This is a genomic window from Pseudomonas sp. Cab53 (genome assembly GCF_018325965.1).
GTDB lineage: Bacteria > Pseudomonadota > Gammaproteobacteria > Pseudomonadales > Pseudomonadaceae > Aquipseudomonas > Aquipseudomonas chlororaphis_E.
The window spans coordinates 4,558,530-4,575,880 of sequence record NZ_AP021902.1 but is presented as its reverse complement, the minus strand read 5'-3'; the positions used below and the strand labels follow the sequence as shown (position 1 = coordinate 4,575,880).

Annotated in this window: 14 protein-coding genes and 1 pseudogene; 3 read left to right on the top strand and 12 right to left on the bottom strand. The window is 62.5% G+C overall.

Annotated features, from left to right (window positions below):
• Nucleotides 1-13: 13 nt before the first annotated feature.
• From KI241_RS19930 to minC, 4 genes are all read right to left on the bottom strand, one after another.
• Nucleotides 14-649: an RluA family pseudouridine synthase gene (locus KI241_RS19930; RefSeq protein ID WP_042728953.1), complete on the bottom strand. Its 636-nt coding sequence runs from the start codon at nt 647-649 to the stop codon at nt 14-16.
• Nucleotides 650-832: 183 nt separating this feature from the next.
• Complete coding sequence (minE, locus tag KI241_RS19925) at nt 833-1,087, bottom strand: cell division topological specificity factor MinE (protein ID WP_003179111.1); 255 nt, start codon at nt 1,085-1,087, stop codon at nt 833-835.
• The gene (gene minD / locus KI241_RS19920; RefSeq protein WP_042728954.1) at nt 1,087-1,899 is read right to left on the bottom strand and encodes a septum site-determining protein MinD; all 813 of its coding nucleotides are present in this window, start codon (nt 1,897-1,899) and stop codon (nt 1,087-1,089) included. Before minD ends, minE begins: the two co-directional genes overlap by 1 nt.
• Nucleotides 1,900-2,100: 201 nt before the next feature.
• Nucleotides 2,101-2,838, bottom strand: a complete 738-nt coding sequence (minC, locus tag KI241_RS19915) for a septum site-determining protein MinC (protein ID WP_042728955.1) — start codon at nt 2,836-2,838, stop codon at nt 2,101-2,103.
• A 118-nt stretch (nt 2,839-2,956) separates the two neighbouring features.
• Here minC and KI241_RS19910 point away from each other — a divergent pair, with 118 nt between their 5' ends.
• Nucleotides 2,957-3,889 carry a lipid A biosynthesis lauroyl acyltransferase gene (locus KI241_RS19910; RefSeq protein WP_042728956.1) on the top strand — a complete coding sequence of 311 codons (933 nt, stop codon included), beginning with the start codon at nt 2,957-2,959 and terminating at the stop codon, nt 3,887-3,889.
• A gap of 36 nt (nt 3,890-3,925) precedes the next feature.
• On the top strand, nt 3,926-5,086 hold the full coding sequence (locus KI241_RS19905; protein ID WP_042728957.1) for a patatin-like phospholipase family protein: 1,161 nt from the start codon (nt 3,926-3,928) through the stop codon (nt 5,084-5,086).
• Between the two features lie 142 nt (nt 5,087-5,228).
• Here KI241_RS19905 and KI241_RS19900 read toward each other — a convergent pair whose 3' ends face one another.
• The 6 genes from KI241_RS19900 to puuE form a co-directional block, all read right to left on the bottom strand.
• Nucleotides 5,229-6,014 carry an outer membrane protein OmpK gene (locus KI241_RS19900; RefSeq protein WP_042728958.1) on the bottom strand — a complete coding sequence of 262 codons (786 nt, stop codon included), beginning with the start codon at nt 6,012-6,014 and terminating at the stop codon, nt 5,229-5,231.
• A gap of 472 nt (nt 6,015-6,486) precedes the next feature.
• Nucleotides 6,487-7,767, bottom strand: coding sequence for a urate hydroxylase PuuD (locus KI241_RS19895; RefSeq protein WP_212802910.1), 1,281 nt, complete (start codon nt 7,765-7,767; stop codon nt 6,487-6,489).
• Between the two features lie 52 nt (nt 7,768-7,819).
• Entirely contained in the window at nt 7,820-8,323 is a 504-nt protein-coding gene (locus KI241_RS19890; RefSeq protein WP_053146020.1) for an ureidoglycolate lyase, read from the bottom strand.
• 122 nt (nt 8,324-8,445) lie between these two features.
• Complete coding sequence (alc, locus tag KI241_RS19885) at nt 8,446-9,441, bottom strand: allantoicase (RefSeq protein ID WP_212802909.1); 996 nt, start codon at nt 9,439-9,441, stop codon at nt 8,446-8,448.
• Between the two features lie 64 nt (nt 9,442-9,505).
• Nucleotides 9,506-10,021: a 2-oxo-4-hydroxy-4-carboxy-5-ureidoimidazoline decarboxylase gene (gene uraD, locus KI241_RS19880; protein ID WP_212802908.1), complete on the bottom strand. Its 516-nt coding sequence runs from the start codon at nt 10,019-10,021 to the stop codon at nt 9,506-9,508.
• The gene (gene puuE / locus KI241_RS19875; protein WP_042732410.1) at nt 10,018-10,959 is read right to left on the bottom strand and encodes an allantoinase PuuE; all 942 of its coding nucleotides are present in this window, start codon (nt 10,957-10,959) and stop codon (nt 10,018-10,020) included. The genes uraD and puuE overlap by 4 nt, the downstream gene beginning before the upstream one ends.
• Before the next feature lie 412 nt (nt 10,960-11,371).
• Between puuE and uraH the strand changes: the two are divergent.
• Nucleotides 11,372-11,724, top strand: a pseudogene (gene uraH / locus KI241_RS19870) (hydroxyisourate hydrolase).
• 94 nt (nt 11,725-11,818) lie between these two features.
• Here the strand turns inward: uraH and KI241_RS19865 are convergent.
• Both KI241_RS19865 and KI241_RS19860 read right to left on the bottom strand, forming a co-directional pair.
• Nucleotides 11,819-13,417, bottom strand: coding sequence for a hypothetical protein (locus tag KI241_RS19865; RefSeq protein ID WP_212802907.1), 1,599 nt, complete (start codon nt 13,415-13,417; stop codon nt 11,819-11,821).
• 150 nt (nt 13,418-13,567) lie between these two features.
• The gene (locus KI241_RS19860; RefSeq protein ID WP_212802906.1) at nt 13,568-17,287 is read right to left on the bottom strand and encodes a calcium-binding protein; all 3,720 of its coding nucleotides are present in this window, start codon (nt 17,285-17,287) and stop codon (nt 13,568-13,570) included.
• Between the last annotated feature and the right edge of the window lie 64 nt (nt 17,288-17,351).

The window sequence follows — 17,351 nt, the reverse complement described above, 5'->3', positions numbered from 1 at the left end:
TGTACCGCGGTGCTCAGAAGGGTGCCGGGCATTCGAAGCGCAGGCGTTCGCCGCTCAGTGGATGGGTGAAGCTCAGCATGCTGGCGTGCAGGCACAGGCGTGGCCAGGCGGCCAGGGCTTGCGGGTGGGCGTAGAGCCCGTCGCCCAGCAACGGATGACCGATGGAGAGCATGTGCACGCGCAACTGGTGCGAGCGCCCGGTGATGGGGGTCAGTTCGACCCGGCACCAGTCGCCGCAGCGCTCCAGCACGCGCCAGAACGTCAGGGCGTGCTTGCCGTGTTCGTGGTCCACCACGTGGCGAGGCTTGGTCGGCGGGTCGTAGCGCAGCGGCAGGTCGATGCTGCCACTGTCCAGCGCCGGTTGGCCCCAGCACAGGGCGGTGTAGGCTTTTTCGGTTTCGCGGTCATGAAACTGCCGGGACAGTTCGCGATGGCTGTCCGGGTCGCGGGCCAGCAGGATGATGCCGGAGGTTTCCCAGTCCAGTCGGTGCACGATTCGCGCTTCCGGATAGCCGTTTTCCTGCAGGCGGGTGATCAGGCAGTCCTTGTTGTCGTCGGCCCGACCGGGCACGGACAGCAGCAGGGTCGGCTTGTCGACCACCAGCACGGCGGCGTCCTGGTGGATGATGCGAATGTTGGACAGGGGCATTGCAGACAGTCTCTTTACAAACGCCAACGGCGGCTCGGGCCCGGCCCTCGTGGGAGCGAGCTTGCTCGCGAAGGCGGTGGCACATTCAAGATCAATGTGTCTGGAAAACCGCGTTCGCGAGCAAGCTCGCTCCCACAAAAAAGGCTGTGGGGACCCGAGCCGCCGTGGCTCCCGCAGGATCTATCAGCGATCCGGCAGGGTGATATTGAGTTCCAGAATCGAGCAACTGCCCTGGCTTTCAAGTGCCACGTGCACGTCATCGCTACCGATGTTGACGTACTTGCGGATCACTTCCACCAGTTCCTTCTGCAAGGCCGGCAGGTAGTCAGGGGTGCTGCGTTGGCCGCGTTCGTGCGCCACGATGATCTGTAGACGCTCTTTCGCGACCGAGGCGGTACTGGGCTTTTTGTTGGCACGAAAGAAGTCAAAAAGATTCATTACCTACCTCCAAACAGGCGCTCGAAGAAACCTTTCTTCGTTACATCGAGGAATCGATGCTCCACGGTCTTGCCCAGCAGGCGATCGACGGCATCGCTGTACGCCTGGCCGGCGTCGCTCTGGTCGTCAAGAATCACGGGCACGCCCGAGTTGGAAGCCTTGAGTACGGCCTGGGATTCGGGAATCACACCCAGCAGGGTCACGGCGAGGATTTCCTTGACGTCTTCGACGCCGAGCATTTCGCCGTCGCTGACCCGTTGCGGGTTGTAGCGGGTCAGCAGCAGGTGTTCCTTGATCGGCTCTTCGCCGTTTTCGGCGCGGCGCGATTTGCTCGCCAGCAGGCCCAGCATGCGGTCGGAGTCACGTACCGACGACACTTCCGGGTTGGTCACCACGATCGCCTCGTCGGCGAAGTACATGGCCAGGTGGGCGCCTTTCTCGATACCGGCCGGGGAGTCGCAGACCACGAACTCGAAGTCTTCCTTGAGTTGCATCAGGACTTTTTCCACGCCTTCCTGGGTCAGCGCGTCCTTGTCACGGGTCTGGCTGGCGGCCAGCACGTAGAGGTTCTCAAGGCGCTTGTCCTTGATCAGGGCCTGTTGCAGGTTCGCTTCGCCGTTGACCACGTTGACGAAGTCATAGACCACGCGACGCTCGCAACCCATGATCAGGTCGAGGTTACGCAGGCCGACGTCGAAGTCGACGATGACTGTCTTGTGCCCGCGCAGAGCGAGGCCGGTACCGATAGCGGCGCTGGTGGTGGTCTTACCCACACCACCCTTGCCGGATGTAACCACGAGAATCTTGGCCAAGGTGTTTCACCCCTAAGGAAAAAGGACTTTGTCAGCCCCTGAAAAACATCTCTGGAAAACTGCTGCAAGTGGACAGGCCTGGCGGGAATCGGACTGGGGGCGGGATTTACCTCCGGTAAATACTGCCTGGTCCTGTTTCCTGCGTCGTTTAAGCCGTTTTCGCTACGTTTTAGAGATGCTTGGAAAATGCGGCAGTATCCGTTAAAGCCGAATGATGTTCAACACGTCGCCCGACAGGCTGATCTGTACGCCGGCGCCCCACAGCGGGTCGCGGCGCAGGTCTTCGGAGACCTTGTATTGTCCGGCGATGGAAACCAGTTCAGCGCTCAATTGCTGACAGAAGATCCTGGCCTTGGTATCGCCCTTGACGCCGGCCAGTGCGCGACCGCGCATCGGGCCGTATACATGGATGTTGCCATCGGCCAGAAGTTCCGCACCCGGGCTGACCGACGAGACGATGACCAGATCGCCACCCTGGGCATAAATCTGTTGCCCGCCGCGTACGGGCGAGGTGATGACCCGTGTCGGCTTGACGGTTGGCTCGGGTGGTTTTTCCGGGGTTTTCCTGGTGTCGACCGGGCTCAGTTCCAGCACCCGCTCGCGGGCACCGGACGGCGGCAGCACCGGAATGTCCACGGCGATGGCGGCGGCGATGTCCTCGATGCGGCTGGCGCGGATGGCCAGGGTGCGCAGGCCGTGATGGCGGCACACGCGCATCAGGCCTGGCAGGTCCACCGCGCCTTCGCCGGGCGGCAGTTTGTCCAGGGCCAGCACCAGTGGGGCGTTGCTGAAGAAATTCGGTGCCTGGGCGACTTTTGCCGCCAACTGCCGGTCAAGGCTCTCCAGGTCGTTGCGGGCCAGCTCCAGCACCGTAATGGCGAGCATGCTGCCCTTCAACTGGAACACGGGATCTTGGTCTAGCGGTTCGGTTTGGCTCATGGTCGGTGTACAACGACTTGTCGCTAAAAGTGCCGAGACTTATAACGAGATCGTCCGCGAGCCGCAAGCCGGGTCGAACGATGTAGAATGCGCGGCCCATGTCTTTGTGGAAGCTGTAATGGATCGCCCGCGTTTTCGAGCTGCTTTTTTTCATCCGCGTTTCTGGCTGCTGTGGTGCGGCCTGGGGCTGTTGTGGCTGGTCGTCCAGCTGCCGTATCCGTTGCTGCTGCGGGTCGGTCGTGCATTGGGTGCACTGATGTACCGGGCCGCCGGCGACAGACGGCGCATTGCCCGCCGCAACCTGGAGCTGTGTTTCCCGGAAAAGTCCGCTGCTGAGCGCAAGCGCCTGCTCAAGGAAAACTTCGCGTCCACCGGCATTGCCTTCTTCGAAATGGCCATGAGCTGGTGGTGGTCGCGTTCGCGCCTGGCCAGGCTGGCCCATGTCGAGGGGCTGGAGCACCTCAAGCAGGCCCAGCGCGAAGGCAAGGGCGTGATCCTGATGGCGCTGCACTTCACCACGCTTGAAATCGGCGCAGCCTTGCTCGGCCAGCAGCACACCATCGATGGCATGTACCGCGAACACAAGAACCCGCTGTTCGACTTCATTCAGCGCCGAGGCCGCGAGCGGCACAACCTCGATTCCCTGGCGGTGGAGCGTGACGACGTGCGCGGCATGCTCAAGCTGCTGCGTGCCGGCCGGGCGATCTGGTACGCGCCGGATCAGGATTACGGCGCCAAGCAAAGCGTGTTTGTGCCACTCTTTGGTATCCAGGCGGCAACGGTCACCGCGACCACCAAGTTCGCTCGCCTGGGCAAGGCGCTGGTCGTGCCGTTCACCCAGGAGCGCCTGGCCGATGGCAGCGGTTATCGCCTGGTGATCCAGGCGCCGCTGGCGGATTTCCCAGGGGAGAGCGAGGAAGCCGATTGCATCCGCATCAATCAATGGGTCGAGCAATCGGTGCGCGATTGTCCCGAGCAGTACCTCTGGGCCCACCGGCGCTTCAAGAGCCGCCCACCGGGCGAGCCCAAGCTGTACGACAAACGCGGCTGAGTTTTTTTTGATATCCCTTGAGCACGGAGCATGGCGATGACCCCAGCTGAACCCGTTACAGGTTTGATTCTTTCCGGTGGCGGGGCTCGGGCAGCGTATCAAGTGGGGGTGTTGGCGGCGATTGCCGAGTTGCTGCCCGAGGGCGGGCAAAATCCCTTTCCGGTGATCGTCGGCACGTCGGCGGGGGCGATCAACGCCGTCAGCCTGGCGAGCGGGGCGATGGACTTCAAGAGCGCCATCGAACGGCTGACAGCATTCTGGCGAACGGTGCGCAGCCACCAGGTCATGCGCAGCGACTGGCGCGGCGTGCTGGGCCAGGCGACACGCTTCATCACCCACAGCTTGCTGGGCCTGGGGGCCAAGTTGCCGGTGGCGCTGATCGACAGTTCGCCCTTGCGGGCGCTGCTGGAGGCACAGTTCCACGCCTCGGGCATCGAGCAGGCCATCGCCGAGCAACAACTGCGGGCGGTGGCGGTGACGGCCTTCGGCTATGAATCCGGCCAGGCCGTGACGTTCTACCAGGGCCGCGGCACCATCGATGCCTGGCTGCGGCATCGGCGCATTGGCGTGCCGGCGCTGTTGTCGGTGGAGCACCTGCTGGCCAGCTCGGCGATCCCGCTGTTGTTCGCGCCGGTCAAGATCGGCCCGCAGTATTTCGGCGACGGTGCGGTGCGGCAATCGGCGCCGATCAGCCCGGCCCTGCACCTGGGCGCCAACCGCGTGCTGGTCATCGGCGTCAGCGGCAACCCTCGGGGCGCTGGCGGGCAAACCCCCTCGGAGCGAAGCTACACCGGCCTGCAACCGACCCTGGCGCAGATCGGTGGGCACATGCTCAACAGTACCTTCATCGACAGCCTGGAAAGCGACATCGAGTTGCTTCAACGTTTGAACGGCTTCAGCCACCTGTTGCCCGACGACGTCCCGGCTCATGCCCTGGGGGCGGCACCCGTGGACGTGCTGGTGATTTCCCCGAGCCAGCCCATCGACGAAATCGCCGCGCGCCATCGCCAGGAGCTGCCTCGTGCGCTGCGGGTATTCCTGCGCGGCCCGGGCGCGACCAAGACCAGCGGCGCGGGCGTGCTGAGCTACCTGTTGTTCGAGGCGGGGTATTGCAGCGAACTGATCGAGCTGGGCCGCCAGGATGCGCTGGCCCAACGCGAGGCGTTGAGTCGGTTTTTGCGGTTGGCTCAGGAATGACAAAGAAGGTCAGTCAACTCAGAATCCCTGTGGGAGCGGGCTTGCTCGCGAAAGCGTCGGGTCAGCTTGCATCCAGGCCGGATGTGCTGCCGTCTTCGCGAGCAAGCCCGCTCCCACAGGGGGATTAGCTGCGGGCTGAATATCAGAAGTGATACTTCAGCAAAAAGCTGGTGTTGCTCTGGTTGGTCTTGAACCCTTCGCTGTCTTCGATCCCGTACTTGTTCTTCCAGTAGTCATATTCCACCCCCACGTACAGCTGCTTGTCGCCCAGCTTCAGGGCCTTGCCCAGGTCGTACTTGATCTGCGGGTTGATGTGCAGGTTGGCGTGGTAGGTGCCTTTGGAATTACGGTCGTTGTCCACCACCCAGTCGATGAAACCGTCGATCAGGATGTCGGACGAGCCCACGGGAAGGGTGTAGGCCCAGACCGGGGTGATTTGCCAGACGTTGTCGCCGGCGCGTGGGCCTTCGGTCTGGCGGTTGTAGAAGTTCAGCTGGAAGTAATCGAAGCCGGGAATCGCCAGGTCGAAGCCCGGGCCGATCAGGTAGGACTCGTTGTCGCCTTCGCCGAACTCATACGTCATCGCCAGCAGCACGTCCTTGATCGGGCCCAGTTCCAGTTTCTGGTCGAAGATCTTGCCGAACGACAGGCGTGGGCTGAACTCGCCGTAGTAGGTGTTCGGTCCCGCCTGGCCGTCTTCCTTGCCGTTGTAGAAGATCCGGTCGAGGAAGAAGAAGTTGTCCCCGTATTTCCAGGCATCGGCGTGCTCGAAGGTCACGGTCTGCTGGATGCGCGGGTTGACCTGGAAATCCTTGCCGTACAGGTAGGTCAGGCTGTTGTTCTGCCACTGGAACAGGTCGTCGGCCATGGCCTGGCCGCCGGCCAACAAGGATCCTGCGACGATCAGGCTGGTGCACGTGCGTTTCATTCGGTTTGCTCCCAAAGGTAAGTTGGTACCGCTTTTTTCAGTCAGCGCTCTGGTGTGGCGCCTTTTTTCACGGAGTTAAAACATCCGTTCGGTCAGCTTTTTGCTCGTGACAAGCGCTGACAGCGAGCGTCGTGCCTGTTCCGCCATGGCGGCGAAGGCTCGATCAGCCGTGTTGCAACAGTCGAAAAGGGATTTCAGGACGCCTGCGCGCAGCGTTGGAACACGCGGGCGTGTGGGTCAGGGTCTGAGTATTGTTATGAGGCGTTCGGGGTCGAACGGGCGCGCAGGATACGGGCTTGTCTCGACGGGCTCAAGTGCCGTGCGGCGGCGCCTGGACGACGGGCCTGGGGCAGGGAGGCAGGGTTGGATCATCCGGTGCTTTCCTCTTGTTTTTATTGTTGAGGCAGGCCGTCGCTGGCGGGCGGCCGGTCGTGTGCCGGCTGCCCGTCAGCGGTATCGTGTGGCGCGGTTCTCAGTGGGTCTGCGCGCCCTGGTTGATCCAGGCGCCGATCAGGTCACGTTCCTGCTGGGTCATCTGGGTGATGTTGCCCAGGGGCATGATCTGGTTGGTCACGGCCTGGGCCTGGATGCGCGCGGCCTGTTCCTTGATCTGCTGCGGCGTGTCGAACATCACCCCGGCCGGCGCCGCGCTGAACAGCGGGCTGGTGGGCTTGGCCGAGTGGCAGACCGAGCAGCGTTCCTGGATCACGTTGTGGACCTTCTCGAACGACGGGCCCTGGACGTTGGAGGCCTGGGCAGGTTGTGCCGCCGGCTTGGCACCCCCGCCCACGGCGGTTTCCGGCAGTGGCTGATACTCGATGGTCGCCGGGGCCTTGGCGACCTCCGGGGCGCTCGATGGAGGCTTGGGCCCGGTGACATACGCCAGGCAAATCATCGCCAGGGCGCCGACCGGCAATGTCCAGGCAAACCGGTTGCTGTCGTGGCGGGTGTTGAAGTAATGACGCACCAACACCGCGGCCACGGCGATACCGGCCAGGATCAGCCAGTTGTATGGGCTGCCGTAGGTGCTCGGGAAGTGGTTGCTGATCATGATGAACAGCACCGGCAGGGTGAAGTAGTTGTTATGGCGCGAGCGCAGCAACCCCTTGGCCGGCAGGGCCGGATCGGGCGTGCGGTTCTCGGCGATGGCGGCCACCAGGGCGCGCTGGGCCGGCATGATGATGCGGAACACGTTGCCGACCATGATCGTGCCGATCACCGCGCCGACGTGCAGGTAGGCACCACGACCACTGAACACCTTGCTGAAGCCATAGGCCGCCGCGATCAGCAGCACGAACAGGATCCCGCCGAGTAGGGCAGGGCGCTTGCCCAGGGCCGAGTCGCAGAGAAACGAATAGATGAACCAGCCGGCGAACAACGAGCCGAGGCCCAGGGCCACGCCTTGCGGGCCGCTCAGTCCGCTGCCGGGTGCCAGCAGGTAGACGGTCGGGTTCCAGTAGAACACCACGCACAGCAGCGCAATGCCCGACATCCAGGTGAAGTAGGCTTCCCACTTGAACCAGTGCAGGTTGTCCGGCATGGCCGGTGGCGCGAGTTTGTATTTTTCCAGGTGATAGATGCCGCCACCGTGGATGGCCCACAGGTCGCCGGCCAGGCCGCTCCTGGGGTTGACGCGGTTGAGGTTGTTTTCCAGCCAGACGAAGTAGAACGACGCGCCGATCCAGGCCACGCCAGTGATCATATGAACCCAGCGAACGCTCAGGTTCAGCCATTCCAGCATATGTGCTTCCACAGTCTTTACCTCTCGCCCGTCACGCTTGTTTTCGCGTGATCGGACGCTTCTCTTATTGGTGGGGATCGAGGATCAAACACTCATCCTCTATGAAGAAATGCTCATCGCAGTTATTGCCTGTGCCACTGCGATCAACCACCAGGAAGTCATCCCGCTTTTCGATCGTCAGCACCGGGTGGTGCCAGACGCCGCGATGGTAATTGATGCCCTGCCTGCCGTTGGTGACGAAGGCACGGGCCAAGCCTGATACAGGTGCATCGCCAAGTGGCGCGACCACGATCAGAAAGGGGTTGCCGAGCAGCGGAATGAAGGCCTGGCTGCCCAGCGGATGACGCTCCAGCATGCGCACGGTCAACGGCATCTGCAGCGCGTCGGCGCGGAAGATGCTGATGATCGCCTTGTCGTCCGGCAGCGCGGTTTCAACCGTCGCCAGGCGATGGAAGCGCATGGTCGAACCATTGTTGATCATGAAGTGATCGCTGCCGTCGGTTTCGATCACGTCACCGAACGGGGCGAAGGCTTCTTTGGTCAAGGGTTCGATCTTGAGTGTGCGCATGCTGGTCTTCTTATCTTGAATTCTGTGTTGTTTGTTGTGCCGCCATCGCGAGCAAGCTCGCTCCCACAGGGGAATGCATTTCAAATGTGGGAGCGAGCTTGCTCGCGATTTGGGTTCACCCCTTATTTCGATACCTTGCCAAGCACGCGCAGGCGGCTCACCCCACCATCCGGGAACACATTCAGGCGGATGTGGGTGATCGGCCCCAGGGCCTTGATCTGCTCGGCGAAGGTGTGTTCGGCGTGCATTTCCAGTTTCTGGCTCGGCAGCAGTTCACGCCAGAACAGCGACTGGGTTTCGATCTGGCTGTCGGTGCCGCCCTTGACGAACGCGCCCTGGATCGAGCAGCTGTCCGGGTAGTTGCCCTTGAAGTGCAGGGTGTCGACGATCACTTTCTCGACGATGCCGGCATGGCCCAGGGCGACGATCACCCAGTCATTGCCTGGGGTGCGACGCCGGGCGGTTTCCCAGCCGTCGCCCATGTTGACGCCACGGCCTGGGTTGAGGATGTTGCTCATGCGGCCGAAGTGTTCGTCGGAGCAGGCCAGGGCGCGACCGCCGTTGAGGGCGGCGGCCAGGTCGATCTGTTCGTTGTTGCCCACCGCCGACCAGTCGCGATGCGGAATGCCGTAGACCCGCAGCCGGGCCACGCCGCCATCGGGGTAGATGTTGAAGCGCAGGTGGCTGAACGCCTGGTCGTTACTGATCTCGTGGTAGTGGTGGCTGTTGCCTTGCAGTTCGACGGCCGACAGCACTTCAGTCCACTGGGTGTTGTCGTCCGGCTCGCCTTCGGCCAGGAAACAGGCTTCCAGGGACGCCGACGGCGGGTAGTTGCCGGTGAAGAATGAAGTGTCGATGTCCACGCCCTTGATGGTGCCGGCCACGCCCAGGCGGATCACGGCGCTGTCGTAGCCTTCGAAGCGCTTGCGACGCGATTCCCAGCCGTCCATCCATTTGCCATTGTCATCGAACACGCCCTCTTTCCAGACGGCCGGGGTCGGTTGGAACAGGCGATTGGCGTCGGCGAACCAGTCGTCGGTGACCGAGATGATCTTGGTGCCGAGACGGGCGTCGGCCAGGTTGACGAACTTCTCGAAAGGTACGGCGTAAGCTTTCATTCTTCTTGTCTGCCTTTGAATAAGTTGGCTGGGGATGCTTGCAAGCCCTGGAGGCGGCTGCTCGCTAAAGGGTCAGTAATCGGAACAACGCGATCTTGTTGATCTCCGCCAGCGCGCATTTGAACTCGGTGTCTACCGGGTTGTGGATGCGCGTTTCGAATGCCGCGAGGATCTGGTGCCGGTCGCTGCCTTTTACCGCCATGATGAAGGGAAACCTGAACTTGGCCTTGTAGGCGTCGTTCAGCTCGGTGAAGCGCTGGAACTCTTCGCTGGTGCATTGGTGGATACCGGCGCCGGCCTGTTCATGCGTGCTGGCTTCGGTCAGTTGGCCCTGGACGGCCGCTTTGCCGGCCAGGTCCGGGTGAGCGTTGATCAGGGCCAGTTGGCTGGCGTGATCGGCGCTCAAAAGGATGTCGCTCATGCGCTGGTGCAGGGTTTCGATCTGGTCGATCGACGGATCCTGGCCCAGGTCGAACGCCTTCTCGGCCACCCATGGCGAATGTTCATAGATGTCGGCGAAGGCCTCGATGAAGGCTTCGCGGCTCAGGGTGGATGGCTTGAGGGTCTGGAACGCGGTCATTTCGACGCTCCTGGCTTCGATGCGCCGGGGCAGGGATGGACCTGTTGCCAGTGACGGGCGATGTCGACGCGGCGGCTGAACCAGACCTGCTCGTGGCGCTTGGCGTATTCGAGGAAACGCTTGAGCGAGGCAAGGCGGGCGGGGCGGCCGATCAGGCGGCAGTGCAGGCCGATGGAGAGCATCTTCGGCGCTTCGGCGCCTTCGGCATACAACACGTCGAAGGCGTCCTTGAGGTACTGGAAGAAGTCGTCGCCGTTGTTGAACCCCTGCACCTGGGTGAAGCGCATGTCATTGGTGTCGAGGGTGTACGGGATCACCAGATGCGGCTTGCCGTTGGGGGTGTTGGGTTCCCAGTAGGGCAGGTCATCGTCGTAGGTGTCGCTGTCATAGAGGAAACCGCCTTCTTCCATCACCAGCCGACGGGTGTTGGGACCGGTGCGCCCGGTGTACCAGCCCAATGGACGTTCGCCGGTGATTTCGGTGAGGATGCGGATCGCTTCGAGCATGTGCTCGCGTTCCTGGGCTTCGTTCATGTACTGGTAGTCGATCCAGCGGTAGCCATGGCTGCAGATCTCGTGACCGGCGGCGACCATGGCGCGGATCACGTCCGGATGGCGCTGGGCGGCCATGGCCACGGCGAAAATGGTCAGCGGGATGTCGAATGACTTGAACAGCTTGAGGATCCGCCAGACACCGGCACGGCTGCCATACTCGTACAGCGACTCCATGCTCATGTTGCGCTCGCCCTGCAGCGGTTGCGCCGCGACCATCTCCGACAGGAACGCTTCGGATTCCTTGTCGCCATGCAGGATGTTGCGCTCGCCACCTTCCTCGTAGTTGAGGACGAAGGACAGGGCGATACGGGCATTGCCCGGCCACTGGGGATGGGGAGGGTTACTGCCGTAACCGATCAGGTCGCGTGGGTAGTCAGCGCTCACTGCAGTCTTCCTTCTTGTTCGAACCATGTAGGTGGCGCCCCGGTGATGGATCTTGGGCTGGCGTCACGACGATGGAGTGATTGTATACAACTTTATGTGCAGTTTGTAAGCCTGAATTTTCGCAATTTTCGCACTTGCCCGGTATAGGCCTACGCTGCAAGAAATCTGCCCGTTTGGTCAATTAACCGATAGAAGCTTAGCGTATCTGCTGGTTTGGCGGCAGATTGGCGCGGACCCAGGGACGATGGAGTCGGCGGAAAAGTTTCTGTTTTTTATTGTGTACAATTTTCTTTTAAAGTGTCTTAATTCGCTCATCGCCGCGCCCGTTCGTGCTCCGAAACGGTGCGGCCTGTCTTTCAACCGATCAGGAGGCGTCGGGCCGGACTGCCCTGCAGCGAGGCGCGCACAATCAATGGGACGTTTGACTACTCACGTTTTGGATGCTGCACATGGCTGCCCGGGCAGTTCGATCAAGATTGAACTGTACCGCGTGGAAGGCTCGCACCTGCAGCAGGTCGCCAGCGCGCTGACCAACAGCGATGGCCGTTGCGACGCGCCGCTGCTGCAAGGGGATGACTACCGTTCGGGGGTCTATCAGTTGCAGTTCCACGCCGGTGACTACTACCGCGCCCGGGGGTGCAACTGCCCGATCCGGCTTTCCTCGACGTGGTGGTGTTGCGCTTCGGCATTTCAGCCGAGCAGGAGCACTACCACGTGCCCCTGCTGATTTCGCCGTATGCCTATTCAACTTATCGAGGCAGCTGACCCCAAGCAGCAGCCTGGTCCTGGAAGCCATTGCGCATGTAGCTTCCCTGGTTTTTCGCCCGCCCACACTGCGGGCTTTTTTTTGCTTGCAGGTTTACAGCCGGGCGTTGTCATCGCGGATGATGAAGACGGTGTCGGCGACGCCTGGCAGGATCTGCGAACCACCCTTGAGCCAGACGATCCTGTTGGCCTCGTGGGCGTCCTTGACGGCTTGCGCGGCGGCGTCGCCGACCTGGGTTTCCAGGTTCATGCCGGTTGTGTTGGGGTTGTTGTGCGTGGGCAAGGACAGCTTCGGGATCCGGGTGCGGTGCAGGCTCATGAAAAACAGATAGTCGTGCCCCGTGCGTCGAAAGACCAATGCCGGAAAACTGTTGAAGTTGTTGGGCTCCATGACCGTGTAACCATTGCGGGTCAACAGGCCGGCCATGAAGCGCTTGAAGTCTATGGTCGAGTAGGTCGAGAGAAAGTATTCCCACTGCTGCCTGAACCGCATGGGGTCGAAGTCCAGCCGGTTTAATGCACCTGTCGAGGACGGGGCGGGCAGGTCGATGGCGCGGGAGGTGTTGGTGATTCCTGCCGTGGTGGGAAGCGTCGACAGCATCAGCAACGGATCGCTCCATTGCGGGTGAGGGGAAGGAGTGGCGTGTTTCCAGCTGTGGAAAATCTGCCGCAGAGCGGTCAGTCCTGCGGCGTCGGCATACGGGGAGCTGTTGGCCAGTTCGAACTGCCTCCTGGCGATGTTTTCCAGGGTAACGGTGGTGACCTCCGGAAAAATGTCCCTGACGTGAGCCGTCAATGTTTTTTCGAACGGCAGCCGGGCGTCGATTTCCCAGTGATCGTGCGGCGGAACACGTATCACGGCCCTGGGCTGTTCTTCGGGCGTGTGCCTGAGAATGGCCTCCAGCACATCGAAATCATAGGCCGGATGCAGGGGCGGCTGGATGTACAGGATCGGGAATTCCCGCGCGTCCATGCGGCTCATCACCTTGTAGTGGACACCGCTCACGGTGATGAACTGGGGCAGTGCGAGCGTTGGCTTGAACGCCCACTCCGGCCTGAACACTGGCGGGGGTTCTACGCTGGCTTCGTTTTGCGGTGTCGGTGCCGGAGTCGTGCGCTGGCGCTTGGGCGCCGTCGCTTCGTATGAATCATCGTCCGACAGGCTGTGCAAGGTCATGGTCAGCGAGGCGTCGCTGCTGTCCGACTCGACCGCAACGGCAACCCGCCGCCACAGCAGGCTGCCTGCCACTTGTTCCAGGCGTGGCCCGGAGGCGACCAGCTCGGCGCTGGAGCGGGCCCTGTGGTGGCCTTCGGCATCGTGGCCCAGCAGCACCGTCCCGCCTTCTTCCAGTTCGACGTACGTGCGTGTCCTGAATGTGCGGATGCCCGAGGTGGCGTCGGGCGCTGATAACAGGGGCACCAGTTCCGGCGAAAGGTAGTAGGGGGCCAGCGAAAGGGCGCCGGGCAGCGTGTCGACGGGCGCCGGTGAACTGATGTCGGAGAGATGGACAGGGCTGTGCAGAGGCTCTGGCGCCTGGGTGTCGCTTCCCGATGACGAACTGGAGGTCGTCTCAACGCCATCTCCCCTGACGGGGTTCCTGGGCAATGTTTGTGCCTGCGTGTCGCGCTGGCTGTGGGGCGCTTCGGGCGGTTGGCCTGGCACCGTGGGCCGGATAGGGCGTTTTGGACTCATGGAATGTGTCTGCTCTTGAGTTGAACAAAATGGTCGAGCCTGCGGCCTGTCGCGCTGACAGGCTGGGGCCTTGAAGATGTTCAGTGAAAAAGAGCAGGCGGGTGCACTACATAGATATGGCGCTCGAACGAACCTTCGGCAGAATCCGCATCAAGACGGCGATTGCTCGGGTAGCACCGCATCGAGCGTGCGAACCCAGGTGGAATAGGGGAGTTCTGCGCCGAACGTCGGGCTCAGGCTGACGGCGTAGGCCAGCATCAGCGACCTGCTCAACGTGAAGCCCTCCATCAGTTTCACGCACTGTTCCCGCAACAGGCGCAGGGCGTTGTCGCCCAGGGGTGGGTGCTGGCTGAGGCCTTCGCGGACGAGGTCCTGATAGACCTGGAGATGGTGGTCGCACAGCTCGGTCTTTTTCAGCTGATGCGCCGTGATGACCCGCGAGGGGTCCGTATCAAGGCGCCATCGACGAGCCTGAAGGTGATAACTCAAGGTGCCGGGTGAATCGTCCTTGAGGGCCATGTGGGACACCTTCAAGGACTCGGACGACAGCTTGGCCAGTTCGCTAGGCAACGGCGCGTCGGCATCGATCATGGGCGCCAGGTAGCGGCCATCCAGCGATTCGACGTAAACCCGCTCGAACAGGCTGTCGACGCCATAGACGACACCCGGCGCGGTAATCACCCGTATCCGGTCGACCAGGTCTTGCGCTTCATGGGCAGGTAGATGGATGACCGTTGCGCCGATGTGCAACCGGTTGGACGCGAGGGTGATCTCGACCTGGCCGAGGGCCGTGGCATCGAGCTCCCAGGTGGAGGCATGGGGTAAGCGGGGGTTGGCATTGGCCAGTGCGCCCGGCGTGGACAGGCGCAGCGTCACGTTCGGGCTCAGGTGAACCAGGTACGTCGCGCCCTGGCCGATCAGGACTTCGACACCGCTTTGGTGCGCAGAGGCCGTGAGCTTGGCGCAGGTCGCCCGGTGGCCCATGTAATGGGGCGTTTTATCCAGGGGTTGGAGGTACGCGTAACGCTTTCGGGTGGGCGTGAGCGCCTGGGGCGTTTCGGCTTTCCAGCTCACGGGGGCTTTGTGGATGAAGCGCTTGTCCAGCAACAGGCCGTAGTCGGGAGTGGGTTGGGCCAGGCGGTATGACGCGCCGTCATTCATGACCAGGATGAACACGTGCTGCGACACCAGGGCGGAAAAGGCCCGGCGCCCGGTTGGCTTGTCGCGCGCGGTGTAGCGCTCGTCGGAACTGGCCAGATTGTTCAGCACGACCCGGCTTTTGCCAAAGTGCAGCGTCAGGCCACATTCGCCGTACCTGACGCTGTCCCCTTCGTCGTCCTGGGTGACATGGGCGTTGTAGTGGGCCTCGATCCGGGTCAACGCCGCGTGGCTGTAGTCCAGGTGAAGCGTGGTGGAGCAGTCACTTTTGTGCCTGACGTTAAGGGTGGTGAGCTCCACTCGCCGGGACACGTAATGGCTGGTGTCTCTGTCGTGGGCGATCGACAGCTCGCTGTGATCATTCAGGATGCTCGGGTTTCGCGGTGTGCCTTGCTGCACCATGATGGCTTCGACGGCGAGCCGGTTGCCATCCTCGAGGGTGTCGGGCAGGTCGGGCACCCAATGGAAGCCGTCCTGGGTGACGAAGGTCAGCCGGCTGTTTTGCAGTGCCCTTGGGTAGGCCGTGTCGCTGTAGACATTGTTGACGGTCACAGTGCGAACGTCCCAGTCGTTTGCATCGAAGCAGGCCGTCATCACCAGGTTGCCGGCTTCGATGGCCCAGCTTTCGATCAGGTCCGCGCGCCAGTCCAGGGCGATGATGCTGTGGTCCACGCCGTCTTCGCTGATCCAGACATGGCCGGAGCGATGGGCGATGGCATAGACGTCGGTCCCCGGGCCGCCATCTGCGTTGCGGTTGCTGGCGCCGAGGATGAAAATCCGGTCATCCCCGGCGCCGGCCTCGATTGAATCGTGGCCGCGGGACTTGAGAGTGTTCGAGCCGGCCGTTCCCTTGATGACGCTGGTGCCGCCCTCACGGATCTCGACGTGTTCGATGCCTTCCAGGACGGTCGCGCGGTAGGCGCCGCTCGCCGCTCCGGCGATGACGCTGACTTGCCCGGCCTCCAGGTCGACGTGATAACCCAGTCGCGGCGCCGGGGAGTTGCTGTTTCGGCCGGCCAGGATCAGCGTGTCGCTGCCCGCGCCGCCCACCAGGCGATTGGGCGAAGGCGCCGGTTCCTGCGCGAGGATCTGCGGCGAGCCCTCGAAAATGAACACGTCATCTTTCGTCCCGCCGGTCAGCGTTTTCAGACCGCTGGCGTAATGGAACACGTTGGGTTTGTTTTCTGCGCCCAGGAGGGTGTCGTTGCCACCGCCGATGTACCAATGAATGCCTTTGTGATCCTCCGCTGCTTCAATGACGGCACCGGGCGTCTCGGCGGTGACGCCGTCGCGTGCATCGATCGTGTCATCGCTGTCCTGGATCCGCGGGCGCACGGTCGTCGCCGGCTGGCGCTTGCCGGTCCACCAGTTCCAGGTGTTGTAGGTCACCGGTTCGAGTTCCACGGTGAACGTGCCGTTCACGATTGCCTCGGTACTGTCCTTCAACGGCCCCCTGAGCAGCTTCAAGGCGTTGGCCTGGAGTCGTTGGGTGTGCTCGGCGGTGGCCTTGGCGACCAGGTAGCGATCACGGATTTCGTCATCCGGGCTGATCATCCAGAAGGCGAACCAGCCCGTACGCAAGCGTTCATGGACGGTGAGCTGCAGGTAGTCGTCGATTTCATCGACTTGACGGATGGCGCCCCAGATTTGTGAGCCAACCACCAGAATCAGCCCTGCGGCCAGGCCCGCGGGTCCGGCCGAGGTGAACCCGGCCAGCGCGGCGACACCCAGGGTCACGGCCATGGCGGCGCTGGTGACGCTCAACGCGGCGCTGACGTAGTGATCGGTGGCCTCGCTGCCGGTGGCGGAGGCGGCGGTCTTGAAGGCGTCGACGGCGGCGATGATGTCGAAAGGCAGGGTCAGTACGCTGGCAATCAGGCCACTTCCACGGGCCAGGCGGATGGCGAACATGGTCTTGCCGAAGTCCTCCAGAGAGCGTTGGCCGGCCTTGATCATCTGGGTGGCTTGTCGGGTCACCAGTGCCTCGACGCCGATGGACGCCACCTCGGCGCTCACGCTGGCACCGTTGAACAGCGTCTGGTAGGCGTCCTGGTCGCGGATGGCGTCTTGCAGGCCTCGCAGGCCGCTATAGATACCGAAAGCCTGGAGGCCCAGGCCGGTAGGAATGAGCACATGGCTCTTGGTCTGGCTCAACCAGCTCAGCGACTGTTGCGCCAGGCCACGGCTGTCGAGGTTCTGGGCCAGTTTCAAGAGCCGCTCCAGCGTACTCCGGTTGCTGCCCGGCTCAACCTGGATTTGCCAGGGTTGCCCCAGCAATGGGCGCGCGGCCCGGGACCGCAGGCTGGCCATTTCGAAGAGTAGGGTGGGCAGGCGATAGTCGTTGGCATCGGCGGTGAGTGTCAGGCGGGTTTCGAGGGCATCCGGGTCGAGCTGCAGTGAATCCAGGAAAAAGCGGCTGGGGATGCGAAAGAACGTGTTGTCACCGTTCAGCGGCTGCCCATCGGTCGTCGCACCCAGTGCGTCCAGGGCTGAACGGGTGATGGTTACGGAGCCGATGTGGAGCGGGCCGTAAAGTTGATCGACGACCTTGAGCTGGGCGTGTCTGTGGGCGTCTTCGGGGCTGGGCGGCGCCGCATTGGCCGCCCGAAAATCGAGTGTCTGGGGGCTGTGTTCATTCGTGTGCAGACCCAGGTCCGTGACAACGACACCGTGGTCGTCAGGGGCGGAGTGGGGCGGGGTAACCTCGGCCATGGTGAACTTCCTTGTTCAACGGTACGTGAATGGCCTTCTATGTAAGGTGTTTTCCCTGGGGTGT

Coding starts and splice junctions, on each gene's coding strand:
- KI241_RS19865 (WP_212802907.1), bottom strand. CDS start 13,417: ATGAGTCCAAAACGCCCTATCCGGCCCACGGTGCCAGGCCAACCGCCC.
- uraD (WP_212802908.1), bottom strand. CDS start 10,021: ATGACCGCGTTCCAGACCCTCAAGCCATCCACCCTGAGCCGCGAAGCC.
- KI241_RS19900 (WP_042728958.1), bottom strand. CDS start 6,014: ATGAAACGCACGTGCACCAGCCTGATCGTCGCAGGATCCTTGTTGGCC.
- KI241_RS19860 (WP_212802906.1), bottom strand. CDS start 17,287: ATGGCCGAGGTTACCCCGCCCCACTCCGCCCCTGACGACCACGGTGTC.
- KI241_RS19890 (WP_053146020.1), bottom strand. CDS start 8,323: ATGCGCACACTCAAGATCGAACCCTTGACCAAAGAAGCCTTCGCCCCG.
- minC (WP_042728955.1), bottom strand. CDS start 2,838: ATGAGCCAAACCGAACCGCTAGACCAAGATCCCGTGTTCCAGTTGAAG.
- alc (WP_212802909.1), bottom strand. CDS start 9,441: ATGAAAGCTTACGCCGTACCTTTCGAGAAGTTCGTCAACCTGGCCGAC.
- KI241_RS19905 (WP_042728957.1), top strand. CDS start 3,926: ATGACCCCAGCTGAACCCGTTACAGGTTTGATTCTTTCCGGTGGCGGG.
- KI241_RS19930 (WP_042728953.1), bottom strand. CDS start 649: ATGCCCCTGTCCAACATTCGCATCATCCACCAGGACGCCGCCGTGCTG.
- KI241_RS19910 (WP_042728956.1), top strand. CDS start 2,957: ATGGATCGCCCGCGTTTTCGAGCTGCTTTTTTTCATCCGCGTTTCTGG.
- minE (WP_003179111.1), bottom strand. CDS start 1,087: ATGAATCTTTTTGACTTCTTTCGTGCCAACAAAAAGCCCAGTACCGCC.